Here is a 20,060-nt window from a genome sequence, read left to right as displayed (position 1 = left end):
CGGCGGACCCGTCAGGCGGGCCGGCCCGGCGGGACCAGGCCGCACTGGTAGGCGAGCGCGACGAGCTGGGCGCGGTCGCGGACGTCCAGCTTGGACATCGCCCGGTGCACGTGGGTGCGGACGGTCAGCGGGCTGACGAAGATCCGTTCGGCGATCTCCTCGTTGCTCAGGCCGGTCGCGGCCAGCGCCATCACCTCGCGCTCGCGGGCGGTGAGCACGGCCAGCCGGTCGGCCGCGGGCTCGGCGGCCGGGCCCGGCTGGGCGCGGAAGCGGTCGATCATCGCGCGGGCGGCGGCGGGCGAGAGCAGGGCGTCGCCCGCCGCCACCGTGCGGATCGCGGCGAGGAGCTCGGCGGGCGCCGCGCCCTTGCCGAGGAAGCCGTCGGCGCCCGCGCGCAGGGCCTGGGCGATGTACTCGTCGATCTCGAAGGTGGTCAGGATCAGCACCCGGGTGCCGGACAGCTCCTCGTCGCCGCAGATCGCGGTGGTCGCGGCGAGACCGTCGCCGCCGGGCATCCGGATGTCCATCAGGACCAGGTCGGGCCGGGTGGAGCGGGCGAACTCGACCGCCTCCCGGCCGTTGGAGGCCTCGCCGACCACCTCCATGTCGTCCTCGGCGTCGATCAGCATGCGGAAGGCGCCGCGCAGCAGGGCCTGGTCGTCGGCGAGCAGCACACGGATGGTCATCGGTGGAGGTCCTTTTCTTCCTGGTCGGCGAAGGCGGGGGTGTCGCGGCTGCCGGTGCGCAGCGGCAGGTCGGCGGTCACCTGGAAGCCGCCGTCCGGCCGGCGGTCCGCGCTGAGCCGGCCGCCCACCGCGACGGCCCGCTCGCGCATGCCGATCAGGCCGAAGCCGCCCGGGCCGTCCGGCCGGAGCGCGGCCGGCGCCGGCCGCCCGGCCGCCAGGCCGTTGGCGACGGACAGCGCGAGCCGGCTGCCGGTGTAGGCGAGGGTGACCTCGGCGTCGGCGCCGCGGGCGTGCTTGGCGACGTTGGTCAGCGCCTCCTGGACGATCCGGAAGGCCGTCAGGTCGACGCCGGGGGAGAGCGGGCGCTGCTCGCCCGCGACCGTGAGCCGCACCGGCAGCCCGGCCTGCTCGAAGGCGTTGATCAGGTCCGGCAGCCGGTCGAGGCCGGGCGCGGGCTCCAGCGGGGCGGGCTCCTCGGCCCGGCGCAGCAGGCCGACGGTGGCGCGCAGCTCCTGGAGGGCCGCGCCGGTCGCGTCGGTGAGGTGGCTGAGCACCTCGCGGGCCCGGTCGGGGTGCCGGTCCATCAGGTGGACGGCGATGCCGGCCTGGGCGTTGGCGAGGGCGATGTGGTGGGCGACCACGTCGTGCAGGTCGCGGGCGATCCGGATCCGTTCGTCGGCGACCCGGCGGCGGGCCTCCTCCTCGCGGGTGCGTTCGGCGCGCTCCGCACGCCGCTCGATCGCGGTCAGGTGGGCGCGGCGGTTGCGGACCGAGTCGCCGAGCGCGCCCGGCAGCAGCGCCCAGGCCAGCACGCCCAGCCGTTCGCCGATCGGGCCGCCCGGTCCGAAGGCCAGCGCCGTCACGGCGAGCAGCACGGCGCTGACGACCGAGGCGCGCAGCGCGGTGGAGCGGTCGGTGCGGACGGCCAGCAGGTACAGCGCCACCAGCAGCGGCGCGGCCAGTGCGGCGGTGAGCCGGGTGCTGAGCACACCCAGCGCCATGGTGCACGCCAGGGTGACGGCGACCACCGCCTGCGGGAAGCGGCGGTGCAGGAAGACGGCGGCGGTGGAGGCCGCGGCGAGCAGGACGGAGGCCAGGCCGGGCAGGAAGAAGTGCCCGTTGTTCTGGTCGGCGCTGACGCCCTGGGCGACGACGGCCACCAGCGCGGCGCCGCCCGCGGCGTCCAGCAGCCGGGGGTGGTCGCGGCGCAGGCGCTGCCACAGGTCGGTGGTCGTCACGGTGCTCTCCGGGCCGGGCGCTGGGGTTCGGTGCGGGGGAAGTGCGCCGGGTCGGCGCGCGGCGGCGGGGCCCGATCCGGAGGGGACGGCCCCGCCCTGCAACGGTAACGCTCCGGACTCGAACAACGGTCCGAGTCCGGAGCGCTCCGGTGCCGGTCAGACGGTGACGGGCTTCCGGTCCTCGACGGACTCGTCGGCCGCGGACTGCAACTTGGCGCCCTCGACGTCGACGTCCGGGAGGATCCGGTCGAGGCCGCGCGGCAGCCACCAGGCGCGGCGGCCGAGCAGTGCGAGCACGGCCGGGACGAGGGCCATCCGGACCACGAAGGCGTCGAGCGCGACGGCCGCCGCGAGGCCCAGGCCCATCATCTTGATCATCGGCTCGCTCATGCCGATGAAGCCGGCGAACACCGAGACCATGATCAGGGCGGCGGCGGTGACCACCCGGGCGTTGTGCCGGAACCCGGTGACGATCGCCTCGGAGGCGCTCTCGCCGTGCACGAAGTCCTCGCGGATCCGGGTGACCAGGAACACCTCGTAGTCCATGGCCAGGCCGAACACCACGCCGACCATGAAGATCGGCATCATGCTCATCACCGGACCGGTCTGGTCGACGCCGATCAGGTCGGCCAGCCAGCCCCACTGGAACACTGCGACGACGACGCCGAGCGCGGCGGCGACCGAGAACAGGAAGCCGACCGCGGCCTTCACCGGCACCAGCACCGAACGGAACACCAGCAGCAGCAGGACGATCGCGAGGCCGACCACCACCGCGAGGTACGGCACCAGCGCGTCGGAGAGCTTCTGCGACACGTCGATGTTCATCGCCGTGGTACCGGTGACCAGCACACTCGCGCCGGTGGCGGACTTCAGCCCGGCCGCGTCGTCGCGGATCGCCTGCACCAGGTCCTTGGTCTCCGACTCGGCCGGCCCGGTCGCCGGAATCGCGTTGACCAGGGCGGTGTCCCCGGCCGGGTTGAAGACCGGCGGGGTGACCGCGACCACCCCGGGCAGGCCGGAGACGTTCTTGGCGACCTGCTCGGCGGCGGCCTTCGGGTCGGCCGCGCCCTTGGCGTCCACCACGAGGGTCAGCGGGCCGTTGAAACCCGGGCCGAAGCCCTGGGACAGCAGGTCGTAGGCGCGGCGCTCGGTGGTCGAGGTCGACTTCGCCTCGTCGCCGGGCAGGCCGAGCCGCAGGTCCATCGCCGGGGCGGCGATCACGCCGAGGCCGATCACGCCGCCGATCAGCACCAGCAGCGGACGGCGCAGCACGAACCGGGCCCAGCGGGCGCCGCCGTTGTCGCCACTCGCCCGGCGGGTGCTGTCCGGGGCGGCCTTGCGCTCCTTGCGGGGCAGCACCTTGCGGCCGATGAAGCCGAGCAGCGCGGGCACCAGGGTCAGCGCCACCAGCACGGCGATCACGACCGTTCCGGCGGCGGCCAGGCCCATCTTGGACAGGATCGGGATGCCGACCACGGACAGGCCGGCCAGTGCGATCACCACGGTCAGACCGGCGAACACCACGGCCGAACCCGCCGTGCCGACGGCCCGCCCGGCCGCCTCGCGCGGGGCGCGGCCCTCGGCGAGCTCGGCGCGGTAGCGCGAGATGATGAACAGCGCGTAGTCGATGCCGACCGCCAGGCCCAGCATCATCGCCAGCGTGCCGGTGGTGGCGGACAGGCCGAGGGTGCTGCCCAGCGCGGTGATCAGCGCCATGCCGAGACCGACGCCGACCACGGCCGTCAGCAGCGGCAGCCCCGCCGCGACCAGCGAACCGAAGGTGATCACCAGCACGACGGCGGACAGTGCCATGCCGATCGCCTCGCTGCTGCCGCCCGCCTCGCCGTGGCTGGCCAGCGCGGTGCCGCCCATCTCGACCTTCAGCCCGGCGTCCCGGCCGTGCTGCGCGGCCTGCTCCAGGGCGGCGGTGGCCTCCTCGGAAAGCTCGCCGGCCTTGGCCGAGTAGGTGACGGTGGCGTACGCGGTGGTGCCGTCCTGGGAGACGGTGTGCGCCTGGAACGGGTCGACCGCGCCGGTGACCTCGGCGGCGTGCGCCAGCTCGCCGACCGTCTTCTGCACGGCCTGCCGGCTCGGCTCCGCGGTGATCTTCTGACCGTCCGGGGCGACGAACACGATGCGGGCCTGGGCGCCGTCCGCGTGGCCGCCGGGGAAGCGCTGGTTCATCAGGTCGAAGGCCTTCTGCGCCTCCGTGCCGGGTATCGCGAAGCCGTCGGCGGGCGCGGCGGGCGCCTTGGCCGCGAGCACTCCGCCGACGGCCAGCACGGCGACCCAGAGCAGGGTCACCAGCTTGCGCCGGTCGAAGGCCCATCGGCCCAGGCGGTACAGGAACGTGGCCACGGGGGAGCGGCCTCCTTCGGGTTCGGTGCACGGTCGTGGAACACGCCGAGGGCGGCCCCGCGCACCGGTTCCGGCGCGGGCCGCCCGCAGCATGACCCATCCTTCGTCACCGCCCCCACCTGCGTCGTCGTCGCTGTGCAGGCAGTCGTGTACTGCGTCCGCAGTAGTTCCGGGCGGGTCCGCTCATCCTGGAGGTCAGGGCAGGTACGCCACCTCGGGGAAGCGCGGCGAGGGGCCGTCGAGCAGGGCGCCCCGGCGGTGGCGCAGGTGGAGGTCGAAGAAGGCGAGCGGGTAGGCCTGCTGGATCAGCAGCGCGCGGGCCGGGTCGATGGTGCCGACCATGCGGGTGATCTGCTCCTCGGTGAGGCCGAGCAGGCGGCCCGCCTGCGGGATCAGCGTGACGTTGTCGCCGTACGACGGGTGGACGGCGCCCGCCGCGCGGACCTCCAGGCGCCAGCCGCGCAGGTGGGACCAGAACTCGGCGACGTACGGGTCCGTCGCGCGCGGGAAGTCGGCGGTCATCATCATGAACGGCCGGTCCAGGTCGGCGGTGACGCTGGGGTGCCCGGAGCCGGGCTGCATCGGCCCGTCCAGCGCCAGGCCGGCCCGCACCCGGCGGTCGGCCAGCATGGTGCAGGCGGTGGCCGTGCCGCCCTTCGACCAGCCGAACATGCCGATCCGCGAGGTGTCGAGGGCCGCGCCCAGCCCGTCCGGGAGCGGACGGCCCTCGGCGTCCGGGTTGCGGCCCGCGGCGAGCTGCTCGACGCAGTCCAGGACGAAGCGCAGGTCCACCGAGTAGTCCAGGGCGTACATCGGGCCCCGGGCGTCCGCCGGGGTGAGCACCCGGCCGTCCGGCAGCTCGCTGAAGCAGTTGCCGAGATGGTCCACCGTCACCACCACGTAGCCGTGGCTGGCCAGCTCCTGCACCATCACGGTGTGGTCGGCGCGGTGGCTGCCCGAGCCGTGCGAGTACACCACGACGGGCAGGCCGCGGCCGGTGCGGTGCACGGGCGCGCCGACGCGGCCGGCGGTGAGCGGGACCAGCGCCGGGTCGAGCGGGAAGCCGGTGGCCGCCAGGAACGCCCGCATCGTGGCGTCGGGCAGCCACGGGGCGAGCGGCAGCTCCTCGGCGGCCCGGGCCGGGTACCAGACGCTCGCCATCAGCTCGCGGTGCGGGTTCATGCCCGCCATGGGGTTCGGGCGGGAGGTGTCGACCAGGTGCAGGGCCACCGTGCCGACCGGGAACGGGCCGGTCGGGGCGGGCAGGGTGAGCCGCTCCGGCACGCCGGCGTCGGCCCGGGCGGGCAGCGCGGCGGCGAACGGTGCGGCGGCGAACGGTGCGGCGGCGCCGAGGGCCAGGGCGGTGCCCAGCAGACGGCGGCGGGTCAGCTCGGTCATCGGATCTCCTGAAGTATGGAAGGACAGGGGAGGTTCACTGGTCGCGGCTCGGCACGGCGATCATCACCAGCAGCGCGGCGACCGCCGCCCACACCAGGTAGACCGCCCATGCCCCGCCGATCGAGGACGGGTAGGGCTGGCCGGTGATCTCCCCGACCAGTCCCAGCCGGGCCCAGGCGTTGAACGGCTGTGCGTGCGCGACCACCGCGCCGAAGTGCGTGTTGTCGTGGACGAACATCGGGACCATGAAGAGCAGCGCGAACAGCGCGACCATCGTCGTGACGCTGTGCCGGATCACCGCGCCCAGCGCCAGACCGACCAGCGCGCCCACCGGCGCGAGCAGCGCGGAGGCGACCAGCAGCCGCAGCGCGCCCGGATCGGCGATCGACACGCCGCCGTACGTGCCGGCCAGCATCGCCTCGTCCAGCCAGAACGAGACGGACGCCACCAGCAGGCCGAACCCGGTGGCCACCGCGGTCACCACCGCCAACTTGGCCGCCAGCAGCTCCCGGCGGGCCGGCACCGCGGCGAAACTGGTCCGCAGCAGGCCGGTGGTCTGCTCGCTCAGGATCGCGATCGCGCCCAGCGCAGCCGTCATCAGCAGCACCAGCGATGCGCACGGCCGGGTGAACGCGTCGTGCAGCGCGCCGAACTCGGCGTAGTAGGACTGCTGTTGGGCCGTCCAGGAGCCGAACTCGGCACGCGAGACGCGCGCGCCGTTGGCGTTCAGGCCGACGACGGTCAGCGTGGCGACCAGCAGGAACCAGCGGATCGACCGCAGCGAGCGCAGCTTGATCCACTCCGCGGCCAGCAGGTCGGTGAACCGGGCCGGCGGCGTGGCGGGTTCGACGGTGAGGTGAAGGGTGCTCATGCTCGTGCTCCTGCCGCGTACTCGACGCTGCTGCCGGTCAGTTCCATGAAGGCCTGCTCCAACGAGCCCGTGCGGGGCACCAGTTCGTGGATCAGCAGGCGGTGGTCGAGGGCGGTCCGGGCGATCGCCGTCGCGTCCAGGCCGGTCACCGTCAACAGGCCGTCCGGCGCCTGCGCGACCCGCGCGCCCCCGGCGGTCAGCGCGGTCACCAGCTCCGTCGGGTCGGTCGTGCGGACCTGGACGGTCTGCTGCGAGCCGCGGGCCGCGAACTCCGCCACCGTCTCGTCCGCGAGCAACTCGCCGCGTCCGACCACGATCAGCCGGTCCGCGGTGTGCTCCATCTCCGTCATCAGGTGGCTGCTGACGAACACCGTCCGGCCCTCGGCGGCCAGTCTCCGGAACAGGTTCCGGACGAACAGCACGCCCTCCGGGTCGAGGCCGTTCAACGGCTCGTCGAAGATCAGCACCGGCGGGTCGCCCAGCAGCGCCCCCGCGATGCCCAGCCGCTGCCGCATGCCCAGCGAGAACCCGCCGATCCGCCGGTCCGCGGCCGTCAACAGGCCTACCTCGCCCAGCACTTCGTCCACCCGGCCGGCCGGGATCGCATTGCTGCGGGCCAGGAAACGCAACTGGTCCCGGGCCGTCCGGCCGCCGTGCACGTCCCCGGCGTCGAGCAGCGCCCCCACCTGCCGCAGCGCCCGCCGCAGACCGCGACAGTCGCGGCCGGCCACGGTCGCCGAACCGGAGGTCGGGGCGTGCAGCCCGAGGATCATCCGCAGGGTGGTGCTCTTGCCCGCACCGTTCGGGCCGAGAAAACCGGTGACATGGCCCGAACGGACCGTGAAGGACAGGTCGTTGACGGCAGTGACGCGGCCGTAGCGCTTGGTGAGACGGTTGACTTCGATCACGGGGACAACGCTGCCGGGCGCCGCCACCCGCGCACATTCGGCGACGGCGGACAATCCGGGTGACGGACGATCAACTCCGGGATGTCATCCCAGGACGACTGTGCCGCCCCGAGCATGATCGCTACGCTCGGGGCATGAATCTCACCCGGGTGCCGCCCAAGGTCCTCTCCCGCGTGGCGCCCGGCACCTGGATGGTGCTGCTCTGGTTCGCCGTCACCGCGTACACCGTCTTCGAGCAGATGCACACCCGGGACGGCATCTCCGTCCTGACCCTGAGCTTCGGCAACCAGGTCGACGAAGTGCTCGCCGTGCTGGCCGTGCTCGCCGCCGGCCGCCGCAAGCGCCGCCCGCTGACCGCGCTCTGCCTGCTGCTGTTCGGCACCATCGCGTCGGTGATGGCGATGGCCGTCGCCGACATCCCGCTGCTCCAGTACCTCGTCGTCGACGTGGCGATCTGCTACCTCGCGGCCACCCAGCCCACCCGCACCTCGGTCATCGCCGGTGCGCTCGCGCTCGGCACCCTGCTCGGCTACTCCGGCCTGCGTGTGCTGCTCCGCATGGACGACCACGGCAGCACCACTCTCACCGGCGCGCTCGCCACCGCCATCGCCTGGCTGATCGGGCACGCCGTCCACCAGAGCCACACCCACACCGAGACGCTGCGCGCGCAGGCCACCGAACAGGCCATCACCTCCGAACGCCTGCGCATCGCCCGCGAGTTGCACGACATGGTCGCGCACAACATCGGCATCGTGGCGATGCAGGCCGGCGCCGCCCGCCGGGTCTTCGACACCCAGCCGGAACGGGCCCGCGCCGCACTCGGCGAGGTCGAGACCGCCGGCCGCGAAACCCTGGCCGGACTGCGCCGCCTGCTCGGTGCCCTGCGCGACGCCGAACCCGACGACGCCGCCGAACAGTCCTCCCCCGCACCCGGGTTGGACGACCTGGCCCGGTTGGCCGCGACCACCACCGCCGCCGGCGTCCGGGTCGACCTGGAATGGTCCGGCCCGCGCCGCCCGTTGCCGCCCGAGATCGAACTGTCCGCGTATCGGATCGTCCAGGAGGCGGTGACCAACGTGGTGCGGCACGCCAAGGCCCGCGCCTGCCGGGTCTCGATCGACTTCCACCCGGACGAACTCGCCGTCAGCGTGGTCAACTCCGGCCCTGGGGGCGGAAGTTCGTCCGGGCGCGGCTACGGCCTGGTCGGCATGCGCGAACGGACCGCGCTGCTGCACGGCGAGTTCACCGCCGGCCCGCAACCGGGCGGCGGCTACCGGGTGGCCGCGAGACTCCCCACCCTCGCCCTTCCCGCCCTTCCTGCTCTCCCCGCACCCTTGGAGCCCGCCCGATGATCCGCGTCCTGCTCGTCGACGACCAGCCGCTGGTCCGCGCCTCCCTCGACATGATCATCACCGACGCCCCCGACCTCACCGTCGTCGGCGAGGCCGGCACCGGCACCGACGCCGTCCGACTCGCCGCCGAACTGCGGCCCGACATCGTCGTGATGGACATCCGCATGCCCGGCATGGACGGCATCGAAGCCACCCGGCTCATCACCGCCGCCCCCGACGCCCCGCAGGTACTCGTCCTCACCACCTTCGACCAGGACGAACACGTCTACGGCGCACTCCAGGCCGGCGCATCCGGATTCCTCGTCAAGGACATGGAACTCGACGACATCCTCGCCGCGATCCGCGTCGTCGCGGCCGGCAACGCCCTGATCGCCCCCACCGTCACCCGCCGCCTGATCGCCCACTTCGCCCGCCGGCCGGCCCCGGCCGCGGCGACCCCGGTCACCCTCGACGCCCTCACCACCCGCGAACGCGAAATCCTCACCCTGGTCGGCCTGGGCCGCTCCAACACCGAGATCGCCGCCGAACTCCACCTCACCACCGCCACCGCCAAGACGTACATCTCCCGGCTGCTCACGAAGCTCGACGCGAGGGACCGGGTGCAACTGGTCATTACGGCGTACGAGTCGGGGTTGGTGGGCTTGCGCTGAGCAAGCGCTGCGCTTCGGCCGGGCGGTGGGGTTTTGCTGGGCTTGGTGCGAGGGGCTGGGTTCAGCTGGTTGTTGTGGCTTGCGAGTTGGGGTTGGTGGGCCTGCGCTGGGGGTTAAGCGCTGCGCTTCGGCGGGGGTGAGGTTTGCCGGGTCTGGTGCGAGGGGGTCGGGTTCAGTTGGTCGTTGCGCCTTGCGAGTTGGGGTTGGTGGGCCTGCGCTGGGGGTCAAGCGCTGTGCTTCGGCGGGGGTGACTTCTTGCCCGAGGGGTCGGGTTCAGTTGGTCGTTGCGCCTTGCGAGTTGGGGTTGGTGGGCCTGCGCTGGGGGTCAAGCGCTGCGCTTCGGCGGGGGTGATGTCCTGCCCGAGGGGTCGGGTTCATCTGGTCGTCACTGCTGGCGAGTTGGTCTTGGTCGGCCCGCGTTGAAGCGCTGCGTTTCGGCTAGGGGTGATGCTTTCGGCGTGGGCTGCGTGTCGGGCCGGGCCCCTGGGGGCGTTCATCGGATGTTGATCGGGTTTGGTGAGGATGCGGTCCGGCCGGGTGTTCGGCCGTACGACGAACCGCACCGGTCCCGTTCGCGGGGCCGCAGAACCATGAGCGAGAACCATCATGCGTAACCGTCAACTGTCCGTTGCTGTCGGCCTGGTGGCCGTGCTGGGCCTTGGTGTGACCGCTTGCGGCTCGGATGCCGCCGATGGAGGCGGGGCCAAGGCGTCCGCTTCGAGCAGTCCGCAGGCCGTTCCGGCGAACTCTCCGGCCGCCGGCCAGGCAAGCGCGCCGGCGAGTGGCAAGGCGACGACTAATCAGGCGGGTGCGGCCCCGGGGGGTCGCAAGTGCGCGGCTGCCGATCTGAAGGCCGCGGTCGCGGGCGGGAGCGGTGCGCAGTCGCCGGATGCGCCGGGTGCGGAGGAGATCGAGCTGACCAACAAGTCGGGGGCGGTCTGCACAATGAAGGGGTATCCGGGGGTGGATCTGGTGGGTGACAGGGGGACGTGGAACCTGCCGCGCTTTCAGGGCGCGCAGGCCGAGCAGGTCACTCTGCAGCCCGGGGGCAAGGCGTACGTCGTCATCGACTACCTGCCGTTCGCAGGCGGCGGCGGGGTCGAGTTCAAGGTGCAGAAGATCGTGCTGACCCCGCCGGACGACACCTCGCAGCTGATCGTCCAGTGGAGCGGCGCCAACCCGCAGGACCAGAGTGGTGCCACCCATCCCGGTACATACGTCCGCCCGGTGAGCGCCAAGCGCTGACGTGATGCCGGGCCCCGATCTCCCCGCGTGCGGCAGGAGGTCGGGGCCTGTTGCCGTCTCCGGGCGGGGGCGGACGATCAGCTGTCGGTGCTGCCGGTTACGTTTCTTCCCAGCTCAGGAACGGCGGCCGGGAGGGCTCTGACGTGGCATGGCTGACAGCGGGCGACTATGAGGTCGCCCTGGAACCGGACGGGAAGGTCGCGTGTCGGAACGCGGCCGGCCGGCGGTTGAAGACGGTGCCGGCGAAGCTCAAGGACGACCCGGCCGTCGTGCAGTTGCGTCGGCTCGCGGAGTGGCTGGACGCGCACGAGCGGCAGTGCGTGGCGACGGTGGAGCGGTGGATGGTCCGCTCGCTCCCGGTGCCCGCGGCGGTGATCGGCGCAGTGTGGGCCGACGAGACCTGGCGGTCGGTGCTGCGCGACCTGGTGGTGACGGGCGCCGACGGCTCCGTCGCGGGGTTCCTGCGGGACGCCGACCCGGAGCGCGGCATCGGCGTGGTCGACCTGGACGGCGACACCGTCCGCCTGACCGATGTCGAGATCCGGATACCGCACCCCGTGCTGCTCGAAGACCTGGACGAGCTGCGGGAGTTCGCCGTCGAGCTGGACGTCGCCCAGCAGCTCCAGCAGCTGCACCGCGAGGTCTGGCAGCGGCCCGCCGACCTGGACCCGACGGCCACTCAGGTCGACACCTACGCCGGCGGCCGCTACAAGGAGCTGCGCGAACTGGTCGGCCGCTGCGCGCGGCTCGGCCACCGCGTGCGCGGCGGGTACGCGGTGGTGCCGCTGGTCGACGACGGCCGCCCGACGGAGGCCCGCCTGTGGGTGGGCGACTACTACGAGTACGACGAGTGCGAGACCGGCTCGCTGCACTGGACCGGCGCCGACGGCCGGCCGGTGCCGCTCGCCGAAGTGGGGCTGGTGGCCTGGTCCGAAGGCATGCGGATGGCCGCCTCTCTGTACGCCGGCCGCACCATCGAAGGGGAGGAGTCGGCATGACGGACAGCACCCGCACCGACGCGCAGTACCACGAAGACCTGCTCGACGCGGGCGCCGTCCTGACGGTCGGCCGGGTCGGCGCCGCCGACGACCGCGACAGCACCGTCGACACGCTGACCGCCCGCAGCTACCGACACCCCGGGTTGGACGGCCGCACCGTCGTCCGCCTGGTGCCCGCCGCCCTCGGCCCGGCCGAGGACCTCGCCGTGGAGTTCCTGGGCCTGGCGCCCGCCGCCGAACCCGTCGAGGTCGGCCAGGTCCGGCAGGAGGCGCTCGGCTTCCCCGCCTGGGCGCTGGTCCACGACCCGGCCAACGGGCACCACGCGCTGGCCGTGGTCAAGGAGATGGAACGCCTCGCCCGGCAGATCAAGTCCAAGCCCGGCAACGCCAAGGACGGCTTCGACGAACTGGCCGTCCGCCTCGGCCGCGCCGTCCCGCACTTCCTGCCCACCTACTGCGAACAGGTCGGCCGGCTCTTCCTGGAGCAGGGCAACCAGACGTACGCCGCGACGTACTTCGGCAAGGCCCGGGAGGCCGAGCGCACCCACGGCCTGGCCATCGACGAGGAACGGCTGCGCGCCGTCTTCCTGGAGTTCGCGCTCGGCGGCGCACTGACCGTCAAGGCGCTGCGCCAGTACGTGAAGGACCTCGCCGGGCGGCTCGACGCCCGCACCGCCTGGCAGCGCTTCCGCCAGCTGTGCGCGGAGCGCTCCGCGGCGGGCATGGCCCCGTACGCGGGCATCGCCGAGGACGCCCGGCAGCTGATCCGGGCCGCCGAGCTCGACCAGCGGGAGCAGGAGCAGTTGCTGATCGGCGAACTGCTGTCCTCGCCCGCCGTCGGCCGGACCCCCGCCGCGGTGTGGAAGTCCTGGCGCGGCGCGCTGATCGACCTGGCCCGCCGGGACGACGCCGTCCGGGCCCGACTGCTGGAGATCCTGCCGACCCCGACCGGCGCGAAGGACGACGCCGCCACCGACGCCGACTGGCTGGCGCTGCTCCAGGAGTCCGGTGCCGAACAGCTCCTGACGGACCCGCGGGCCACCGGCACGGAGCCCGCCGCCCGCTGGCTCCGGCGCTGGACCGACCACCTCGACCGGGGCTGGCGCTCCCGCCCCGCCTGCGCGGCCACCGTCGAACTCGCCGCCCGGATGGCCGAGCGGCTGCGCACCGAGGGCGTCCCCGTCGAGCTCGTCCCGAACCATCCGACGGCGCTCAACCTGCTCGACCTGCTGCTCGCCGAACACGTCCCGGTCGCCGACCCGCCGGACACCATGTCCGTCAGCCTCGGCGCCTGGCTGGAGGAGGGCGGACCCGGCCGCCGCGACCTGGCGGCCGTGGCTGCCGACCCGCGCTTCCGCACCGCACTGCAGAGCGCCGTTCCGGCCGTCTGGGGGAGGCGCGACGCCGACCGGCCGGGCCCGCTCAGCACCCGGTACCCGGTGCTGCAGGCCCTGTTCGTCGAATGGGCCGACGCGCAGGCCGACGAACTGCTGTCCGCGACCGGCCTGGCCGGCGCGCTGAGCCTGCTGTCCTCGCTCGACCCCGTGCGCTCCGCCGTCATCAAGGCCAACCCGGCCGCCGCCGCCCGGATCGCCGGGCTCGACGTCGCCTCCCTGCTCGGACGCACGCTCCGGGCCGGAATCCTCGACGAACTCGGCTGGCCCGCCCTGGAGGCGGGACTGCGCCGCCTCGGCTACGAGGACAAGGCGACCGGTCGCGTCCCCGGCCGGATCAACCGCGGCCACCTGCAGATCGAGGACGCCTGGCCGGCCCTGATCCTGGCCCGCAAGAACAAGGCCGTCGTGGTCGGCCCGGACGGCATCCTGCTGGAACACGACCTGCGCTGCCCCGCCGACCTGCCCCGCTGGAACAGCCCCCGCCTGCGCTACGTCGACGGCGAACTGCTGGTCGCCTGGCGGGAGGACAGCGGCATCCGCGCCTACTGGTCCGGCCGACCCGACCAGGTGTTCACGCCGACCGGCGAACCCGTGGACGTCGGCTACTACGGCCCCCACAACATCAGCTGGACGTCACTGCCGCTGCCCGGCGGCGGCCGCGCCACCGGCGGCCGGGTCCTGCACGCCGGCGACACCGCGCTGCCCGCCGAACGCCCCGTCCTCGGCGACGGCGTCGGCTACTGGGCGTACCGCCGCGGCGCCCTGGTCGAGTACGACCCCCTGACTGGCAACCACGGCCGGGCGTCCGTACCGCCGCTGTTCACCACCGACGGCGACGCGACCGGCACCCTCCAGCCGCTGCAGTCCCGGCTGCTCCCGCTCCAGCCCGGCCTGGAGCACACCCCGCTCGGCACCGACGGCACCCTGCTCGGCGGCTGGCTGCGCACCGGCACCGACCGGGCGACCTTCCACGGCGTCGACGGCCGCCTGGTCACCCTGCCGACGTCCGGGCACTGGCCGGTCGGCCGACTCGACCTGCCCGGTGGCGCCGCCCTGACGATCGCCGCCGACCAGCGCAGCATCCTGCTCGGCCCCGCCGACGGCGCCCCCGGCCACGCCGCCGACCTCACCACCTCCCACCCCGGCCAGCTGTACGCCGCCGGAACGGCCCTGGTCCCGCCGCTCGACCACTGGCACGCGCTGCGCCCCCGCGACGAGGCCGGCTCGAAGCTGCTGCGCGAGGTGACGGACCGGCAGGCCGCCGAACTCCTCGACGCCGCCTGGCCGGTGGACGCCGAGGACGCCGAACCGCCGCGCCGCCCCGAGCTGCTGACGATCCAGGGCACCATCCGGCAGGTCGCGGGCAGCCGGGCAGTCCAGGCCGTCCCGGTCGCGGCCGCCGCCGCGACGCTGCCGGGCCTCACCGACCCGCTGCTGGTCGCCGGCGTCGCCGGACTCGCCCGGGTCGCCACCGACACCGCGACCCGCGCCGCCCGGTTCGCGCCGCTCCCGCGGCCCAGGACCGAAACCCCGGTCGCCCCGGCCGCCCCGGCCGCACCCGTCGTCATCCCCTGGCCCGAGCACAGCCGGGACGGCGTGCTGCACGAAGCACTCCAGGACGTTTTCGGCCACCTGGACGGCTTCGGTCGGAGCTGGAACCGCGGGCGCGAGCAGCGGCACGTGCTCACCCACCTGCGCGCCGTCACCGGCCTGCTCGCCGCCCCGCCGCAGGACCGGCCCGCCGGCTGGACGGTCGACCCCGCCAGGCTCGAACTGCCGGGCGGCAGCCACTCCAGTGGCGACTACCACGGCTGGCTCCACCTGCTCGGCCGCACCGCCCCGATCGCGCTGGCCGCCGCCGCCCCTGCCACCGGGGAAACGGCCCGGTCCGCGCTGGCTTTGATGCTCACCGAACTGACCCAGGGCTGGCTCGGCGACCGCGGCCCGACGCTCCGTCAGGTCACGCTCACCGAGAACCACGACGGCTCGCAGAAGCCGTCCGAGGCCAGCACCGCCCGGGTCGGCCAGGTGCTGCGCAACGGCGACCGCACCGTCGTGGTGCTGGCCTGCCGCAGCTACGGCCCCCGCCTGCACTGGGACGCGATCGACCACGACCCGTCCGGCCGGTTCGGGCCCGTCGCCGACTTCACCATCGCCGAAGAGCGGCGGGTGCACGACGACCTGACGGCCGACTGGACCGCCCGCTTCACCGCCCAACTCGCCCAGCACGGCCCGATCGCCCGGCAGCCCGAGCAGGCGGCCGAGTTCGACGCGACCACCGGAATCGGCCGGGCCCGCGCCACCTTGCTGCTCGCCACGCCGCCCGGGGTGTTCTCCTGGTCGAGCGACTTCCCCACCGCCGAGCAACTCGCCCAGTACGAGCTGAAGGCCGCCCAGGCCAAGGTCGCCGCGGAGTGGCTGCGCGCTGTCGACCGCACCGACCGGGACGCCGTCCTGGCCGCGCTGCTCCCCGCCGACCCGGCGCAGCTCTGGCACACCGGCCTGGCGTCGGACGCCGCCGCGGCCCGCTGGATCGAACGCCGCGGACGCCTGCGCACCCTCCCCGAGGACGACCAGACCGCCGTCAACGGGACGACCATCTCCGCGATCGAGCAGGTCCTCAACCCGGCGACCACCGGCTGGCTCGCCCGCACCACCACCCAGCGCGTACGCCAGACCGACAAGGGCGTCGAACTGCTCGCCGACGACCCGGCCGCACTCGCCGACACCCGCAAGCTCGCCGGGGCGGTCGACGCGCTCCGCTGGCTGGCCCACCGCCTGCCCTACGGGTCCGAGCTGCGCCCGGCACTGCCCGAGGCGCTGACCGCGCTCCGCACGCGCTTCGCCGACCCGGGCCTGCTGATCGAGCTCGACCGGTACTCGACCGTCCGCGACCAGTCGCTCCCGGCGGTGCTGCGCAGCCACTTCGGCCTGCCGGAACAGAACGGCGCGGGCAGCGCGGAGTCGGTGGCCTGCGGCGAGGCGATCGTGCTGGCCCCCGGCCGCTACGGCAAGACCGCGTACCTGCGGCCGGCCGTGCTCGGCGGCCCCGACGACCCGCTGTTCGACCTGCTCACCGGCCTGGTCGCCTCCCCGTACGCTCAGCACGGGCTGACCGCCCTGCGGGCGCTGCTCGGCGACGACCTGACCCGGCTCACCGCGCACGGCTCCGCCGCCGACGAACCGGCCGGCTGGCCGCAGGACCCGCAGCGCAGCGCCCCCGCCCTGGTCGCCGAGGCCGCCGGGGCCCTCGGGCTCGGCGAGGACGCCGCCGCCCTCTACCTGCAACTGCTCGCCCTCCCCGACCCGACCGACCGCAACACCGCCCGTTGGACCGGCTGGAAGCCCGCCCGGCTCAAGCGGGCCCGGGCCGAACTGGCAGGCAGCGAAATGGTGTTGGAGGCCAAGCGGTCCCGGGCCGGTCGCAGCCTGTTCCTGCCCGGCGGCTGGCAGGAGGCCAAGTCGCCCGGCCTGCCCGTCGAGGTCTGGAAGGCCGGCCTGTACGCCATCCCGTCCGACACGGCGATCCTGCCGCACCTCCCGGCACCCGAACTGTTCGCCCGCGCCTGGCAGCGGATCGCCGATGGCGACCGCCCCGGCTACGAACAGCTCACCACCAACACCCGTCGGCGAGGCCGCCGATGACCACGCAGACGACCGAGGACCACACCATGAGCACCGCCCCTGACCGGCAGATCGTCCTGCCCGAGGACAAGTACGCCGCCGAACTGGAGTTCCTCGCCGCGTACGACACCGGCCCGCGCCCGCCCGGCTGGCGGCTCACCCCGCGCGCCGTGGTCACCTTCGTCCTCGGCAGCGGCGGCGAGAAGCTCAAGCACGGCCGCAAGGGCCTGGCCGTCGAACCGAAGTTCGTCGGCGACCGCGCCCTGGTCGAACGCTGCGTCGTCACGCTGGCCGGCGAACGCGGCCTGCTGCTGGTCGGCGAGCCCGGCACCGCCAAGTCGATGCTCTCCGAACTCCTCGCCGCCGCCGTCTGCGGCACCAGCGCACTCACCGTGCAGGGCACCGCCGGCACCACCGAGGACCAGCTCAAGTACGGCTGGAACTACGCCCTCCTGCTCGCCAAGGGCCCCAGCCGGGAAGCCCTGGTGCCCTCGCCCGTCCTCACCGCGATGACCGCCGGCGCCGTCGCCCGCGTCGAGGAAGTCACCCGCTGCCTCCCCGAGGTCCAGGACGCCCTGGTCTCGCTGCTCTCCGAGCGCCGGATCGCCGTCCCCGAACTCGCCGGCAGCCCCGACGCCCAACTCCACGCCGCACCCGGCTTCACCCTGATCGCCACCGCCAACCTGCGGGACAAGGGCGTCTCCGAGATGTCCGCCGCGCTGAAGCGCCGCTTCAACTTCGAGACCGTCGGCCCGATCGGCGACCTCGACGCGGAGATCGACCTCGTCCGACGCCAGTCCACCGCCGCCGTCGCCCGCGCGGGCGCACCCTACGCGGTCGACGACGCCGTGCTGGAAGCCCTGGTCACCGCCTTCCGCGACCTGCGCACCGGCCGCTCCGTCGAAGGCTGGGACGTCGAACGCCCCTCCACCGTCATGAGCACCGCCGAAGCCGTCTCCGTCGCCACCGCCCTCGGCGTCACCGCCGCCTACCTCGACGGCGGCGACACCCTCACCCGCCTCCCCGGCCAACTCGTCGGCGTCGTCCGCAAGGACGACCCCGCCGACACCGCCCGTCTCCTCGGCTACTGGGACGGCCCGGTCCGCCGCCGCGCCGAACAGGGCTCGACCACCTGGCGCACCCTCTGGGACCTCCGCCCGGCCCTGGGGGACTGACCACCGTGACCACCGACACCGAGACCGGGGCGACCCCGGCTCACGCCCGGGCGGAGCTCGTCCGCTCCGGCGTGGATCGCCTCGAATCGACGGGTGCGGCCGACGGTGACCGTCGGTCCGCCGGTGCCGAGTCGGGGGCTTCCCCGGCCGAGGCCCTGGCCCGGCTCGCCGGTTCGGGCGTGGACGGCCCCGGGCCGTACCTGATCGGCGTTCGCCACCATGCCCCGTCGATCGCGGCCGTGCTGCCCGCCCTGCTCGACGCGGCGCGGCCGGACGTGCTGCTCGTCGAGCTGCCCGAGGAGTTCCAGCCGTGGCTCGGCCTCCTCGCGGACGAGCGCACCGAGGCACCGGTGGCGCTTGCCGCCGCCACCGCCGAGGAGGGCTCCGGCCCGGCGTTCTACCCGTTCGCGGACTTCTCACCGGAACTGACCGCCCTGCGCTGGGCGGCCCGCCACGGCGTGCCGGTCGTGGCCTGCGACCTGCCACTGGCCCACCGCGCCACCGAGACCCGCGACACCGGCTCCGCCCCGCAGGGCCTCGCCGACGCCCTCCGGCGCCGCCTCACCGGCCGCCCCGACGAGGACCTGTGGGACCGCCTGGTCGAAGCCCCCGCCCCCGGCTGCACCCCGGAAGAAGTCCGCCGCGCCGCCCTCCTGGTCGGCTGGGCCCTCCGCCAGGACACCCACACCGTCGACCCGCTCGACCTCCACCGCGAGTCGTGGATGCGCGCCCGCATCCATGCGGAATCGGTGAACGGCCGCCGGGTCACCGCAGTCATCGGCGCCTTCCACGCACCGGCCCTGCTCACCGGCGACCGGACGGCGGGCGCCCCGTCGGCGACGGTCGCCGCCCCGGCGTCGGCGAAAGTCGAACCTTCCGCGGCTGCGCCTGCGTCGGTTGCCGCCGTGCACCCGGGCACCGCGCCCTCGTCGACCGACTTGCCGTCAACACCCGTCCCGGCAACGGCAATCGCTTCTCCCGTCGGCCCTGATTCGTACGTCATCTCCCTCGTTCCCTACACCTACCCGCTGCTCGACGCCCGTTCCGGCTACCCCGCCGGGATCCGTGACCCGGAGTGGCAGCACACCGTGTTGGCCGCCGGTGGGGATCCGGGGCGGCTGGCTGCGGAGTTGACTCGGACTGCTGTGCGGATCTGTGAGGCGTTGCGTGGGCAGGGGCATCCGGCCGGGCCTGCTGATGGGCGGGAGGTGGTGCGGGTGGCCGGGGATCTGGGGCGGTTGCGGGGGCTGCCGGCGGCGGGGCGGGGGGAGTTGATCGAGGCGGTGCAGACGGTGTTGGCGCAGGGGGAGCCGCTCGGGCGGGGGCGGGCGGTGGCGCGGGCGCTGGAGGAGGTGCTGATCGGGACGCGTACCGGTCGGCCGACTCCGGCCGCGCCCCGGACCGGTCTCGGTCCCGCCGTGGAGGCCCTGCTCGCGGAGCTCGCTCTGCCCCACGCGGCTGAGCCGTCGCCGCGCGATCTCCGGCTGGACCCGCACCGTTCGGGTCTGGACGCACGTCGTGAGCTGCTGCTGCGTCGCCTGGAGGTGTGCGGCGTGCCGTACGGCGAACCGGTCGCTGTGACGGGTGCGGGCGGCACCGACGCCGTCGGCTCGCGTTGGCGGGTGCAGTGGACGCCGGCCGTTGCCGCGATGCTGACCGTCGCGGGGATGCGTGGGGTGACGCCCGCTCAGGCCGCGGACGGGACGCTGCGGGAACGGCTGCGTCGGGAACGGGGGGCGGGCGGTTCGACCGCCCGGCAGATCATCGACGGTCTCGCCGCCGCCGCCGGGTGCGCCCTGCCGGGCCTGAGCGCTGCCCGGCTGGACCAACTCGCCGACGAGGTGCCGGCGGTGGCGTCCCTCCCCGAACTCCTCGACGGCCTTGCTCTGTTGGACCGGCTCGCCGCCGGCCACCTGGCCGGGCCCGAGGCGGCCGCGCCGCTGCTCGGTCCGGCCGCCGCGGCCGCCGAACTGCTCACCGTCGCCGCCGTCCGGGGCCTCGACGGCCTGGCGGGCTCCGACGATGCCGCGGACGCCCGCGCACTGGTGGAGTTCGCCCGTCGGGCCGACGCCGACGGCGGCATCAGGCTCGGTCACGCGCTGCGCCGGCTGGCCGACGACGGCTCACCGCTGATCCGCGGTGCGGCCGGCGCGACCCGGG

General features: G+C 74.3%; 13 protein-coding genes. 7 read left to right on the top strand and 6 right to left on the bottom strand.

All coding sequences use genetic code 11. The annotated features are described in order from the left end of the window. Positions 1 to 11: 11 nt before the first annotated feature. From IEZ12_RS11535 to IEZ12_RS11510, 6 genes are all read right to left on the bottom strand, one after another. Positions 12 to 686, bottom strand: a complete 675-nt coding sequence (locus IEZ12_RS11535) for a response regulator (RefSeq protein ID WP_189271953.1) — start codon at positions 684 to 686, stop codon at positions 12 to 14. Further along, positions 683 to 1,924: a sensor histidine kinase gene (locus tag IEZ12_RS11530; RefSeq protein WP_189271952.1), complete on the bottom strand. Its 1,242-nt coding sequence runs from the start codon at positions 1,922 to 1,924 to the stop codon at positions 683 to 685. The genes IEZ12_RS11535 and IEZ12_RS11530 overlap by 4 nt, the downstream gene beginning before the upstream one ends. A gap of 156 nt (positions 1,925 to 2,080) precedes the next feature. Then, positions 2,081 to 4,282, bottom strand: coding sequence for an MMPL family transporter (locus IEZ12_RS11525; RefSeq protein WP_189271951.1), 2,202 nt, complete (start codon positions 4,280 to 4,282; stop codon positions 2,081 to 2,083). A gap of 195 nt (positions 4,283 to 4,477) precedes the next feature. After that, complete coding sequence (locus IEZ12_RS11520) at positions 4,478 to 5,680, bottom strand: alpha/beta hydrolase family protein (RefSeq protein WP_189271950.1); 1,203 nt, start codon at positions 5,678 to 5,680, stop codon at positions 4,478 to 4,480. Between the two features lie 34 nt (positions 5,681 to 5,714). Further along, positions 5,715 to 6,551 (bottom strand): ABC transporter permease, encoded by an 837-nt coding sequence (locus IEZ12_RS11515; protein ID WP_189271949.1) that lies wholly within the window; start codon positions 6,549 to 6,551, stop codon positions 5,715 to 5,717. Continuing rightward, positions 6,548 to 7,459 carry an ABC transporter ATP-binding protein gene (locus tag IEZ12_RS11510; RefSeq protein ID WP_189271948.1) on the bottom strand — a complete coding sequence of 304 codons (912 nt, stop codon included), beginning with the start codon at positions 7,457 to 7,459 and terminating at the stop codon, positions 6,548 to 6,550. The genes IEZ12_RS11515 and IEZ12_RS11510 overlap by 4 nt, the downstream gene beginning before the upstream one ends. 134 nt (positions 7,460 to 7,593) lie before the next feature. Here IEZ12_RS11510 and IEZ12_RS11505 point away from each other — a divergent pair, with 134 nt between their 5' ends. The 7 genes from IEZ12_RS11505 to IEZ12_RS38215 all read left to right on the top strand — a co-directional run. Beyond that, positions 7,594 to 8,811: a sensor histidine kinase gene (locus IEZ12_RS11505; RefSeq protein ID WP_189271947.1), complete on the top strand. Its 1,218-nt coding sequence runs from the start codon at positions 7,594 to 7,596 to the stop codon at positions 8,809 to 8,811. Then, the gene (locus IEZ12_RS11500; RefSeq protein ID WP_189271946.1) at positions 8,808 to 9,461 is read left to right on the top strand and encodes a response regulator; all 654 of its coding nucleotides are present in this window, start codon (positions 8,808 to 8,810) and stop codon (positions 9,459 to 9,461) included. Before IEZ12_RS11505 ends, IEZ12_RS11500 begins: the two co-directional genes overlap by 4 nt. Before the next feature lie 606 nt (positions 9,462 to 10,067). Beyond that, the gene (locus tag IEZ12_RS11495) at positions 10,068 to 10,706 is read left to right on the top strand and encodes a DUF4232 domain-containing protein (protein WP_189271945.1); all 639 of its coding nucleotides are present in this window, start codon (positions 10,068 to 10,070) and stop codon (positions 10,704 to 10,706) included. 143 nt (positions 10,707 to 10,849) lie between these two features. Further along, positions 10,850 to 11,704 (top strand): DUF4132 domain-containing protein, encoded by an 855-nt coding sequence (locus IEZ12_RS11490; protein ID WP_189271944.1) that lies wholly within the window; start codon positions 10,850 to 10,852, stop codon positions 11,702 to 11,704. After that, positions 11,701 to 16,746 carry a hypothetical protein gene (locus IEZ12_RS11485; protein WP_189271943.1) on the top strand — a complete coding sequence of 1,682 codons (5,046 nt, stop codon included), beginning with the start codon at positions 11,701 to 11,703 and terminating at the stop codon, positions 16,744 to 16,746. The genes IEZ12_RS11490 and IEZ12_RS11485 overlap by 4 nt, the downstream gene beginning before the upstream one ends. Before the next feature lie 26 nt (positions 16,747 to 16,772). Beyond that, positions 16,773 to 17,900 (top strand): ATP-binding protein, encoded by a 1,128-nt coding sequence (locus IEZ12_RS11480; protein WP_373295462.1) that lies wholly within the window; start codon positions 16,773 to 16,775, stop codon positions 17,898 to 17,900. Between the two features lie 5 nt (positions 17,901 to 17,905). Further along, on the top strand, positions 17,906 to 20,060 hold a 2,155-nt coding region (locus tag IEZ12_RS38215; protein ID WP_373295461.1), incomplete at its 3' end, for a DUF5682 family protein.

This window comes from Kitasatospora griseola (assembly GCF_014648555.1).
In the GTDB taxonomy this organism is placed as follows: domain Bacteria; phylum Actinomycetota; class Actinomycetes; order Streptomycetales; family Streptomycetaceae; genus Kitasatospora; species Kitasatospora griseola.
Note: the sequence above shows the minus strand (reverse complement) of the source record. Positions and strands in the feature narration are given on the sequence as shown.

Excerpts from the sequence above, each read along its gene's own strand:
- IEZ12_RS11535 (WP_189271953.1), bottom strand. The coding sequence starts at position 686 with ATGACCATCCGTGTGCTGCTCGCCGACGACCAGGCCCTGCTGCGCGGC.
- IEZ12_RS11520 (WP_189271950.1), bottom strand. The coding sequence starts at position 5,680 with ATGACCGAGCTGACCCGCCGCCGTCTGCTGGGCACCGCCCTGGCCCTC.
- IEZ12_RS11515 (WP_189271949.1), bottom strand. The coding sequence starts at position 6,551 with ATGAGCACCCTTCACCTCACCGTCGAACCCGCCACGCCGCCGGCCCGG.
- IEZ12_RS11505 (WP_189271947.1), top strand. The coding sequence starts at position 7,594 with ATGAATCTCACCCGGGTGCCGCCCAAGGTCCTCTCCCGCGTGGCGCCC.
- IEZ12_RS11500 (WP_189271946.1), top strand. The coding sequence starts at position 8,808 with ATGATCCGCGTCCTGCTCGTCGACGACCAGCCGCTGGTCCGCGCCTCC.
- IEZ12_RS11495 (WP_189271945.1), top strand. The coding sequence starts at position 10,068 with ATGCGTAACCGTCAACTGTCCGTTGCTGTCGGCCTGGTGGCCGTGCTG.
- IEZ12_RS11485 (WP_189271943.1), top strand. The coding sequence starts at position 11,701 with ATGACGGACAGCACCCGCACCGACGCGCAGTACCACGAAGACCTGCTC.
- IEZ12_RS11480 (WP_373295462.1), top strand. The coding sequence starts at position 16,773 with ATGAGCACCGCCCCTGACCGGCAGATCGTCCTGCCCGAGGACAAGTAC.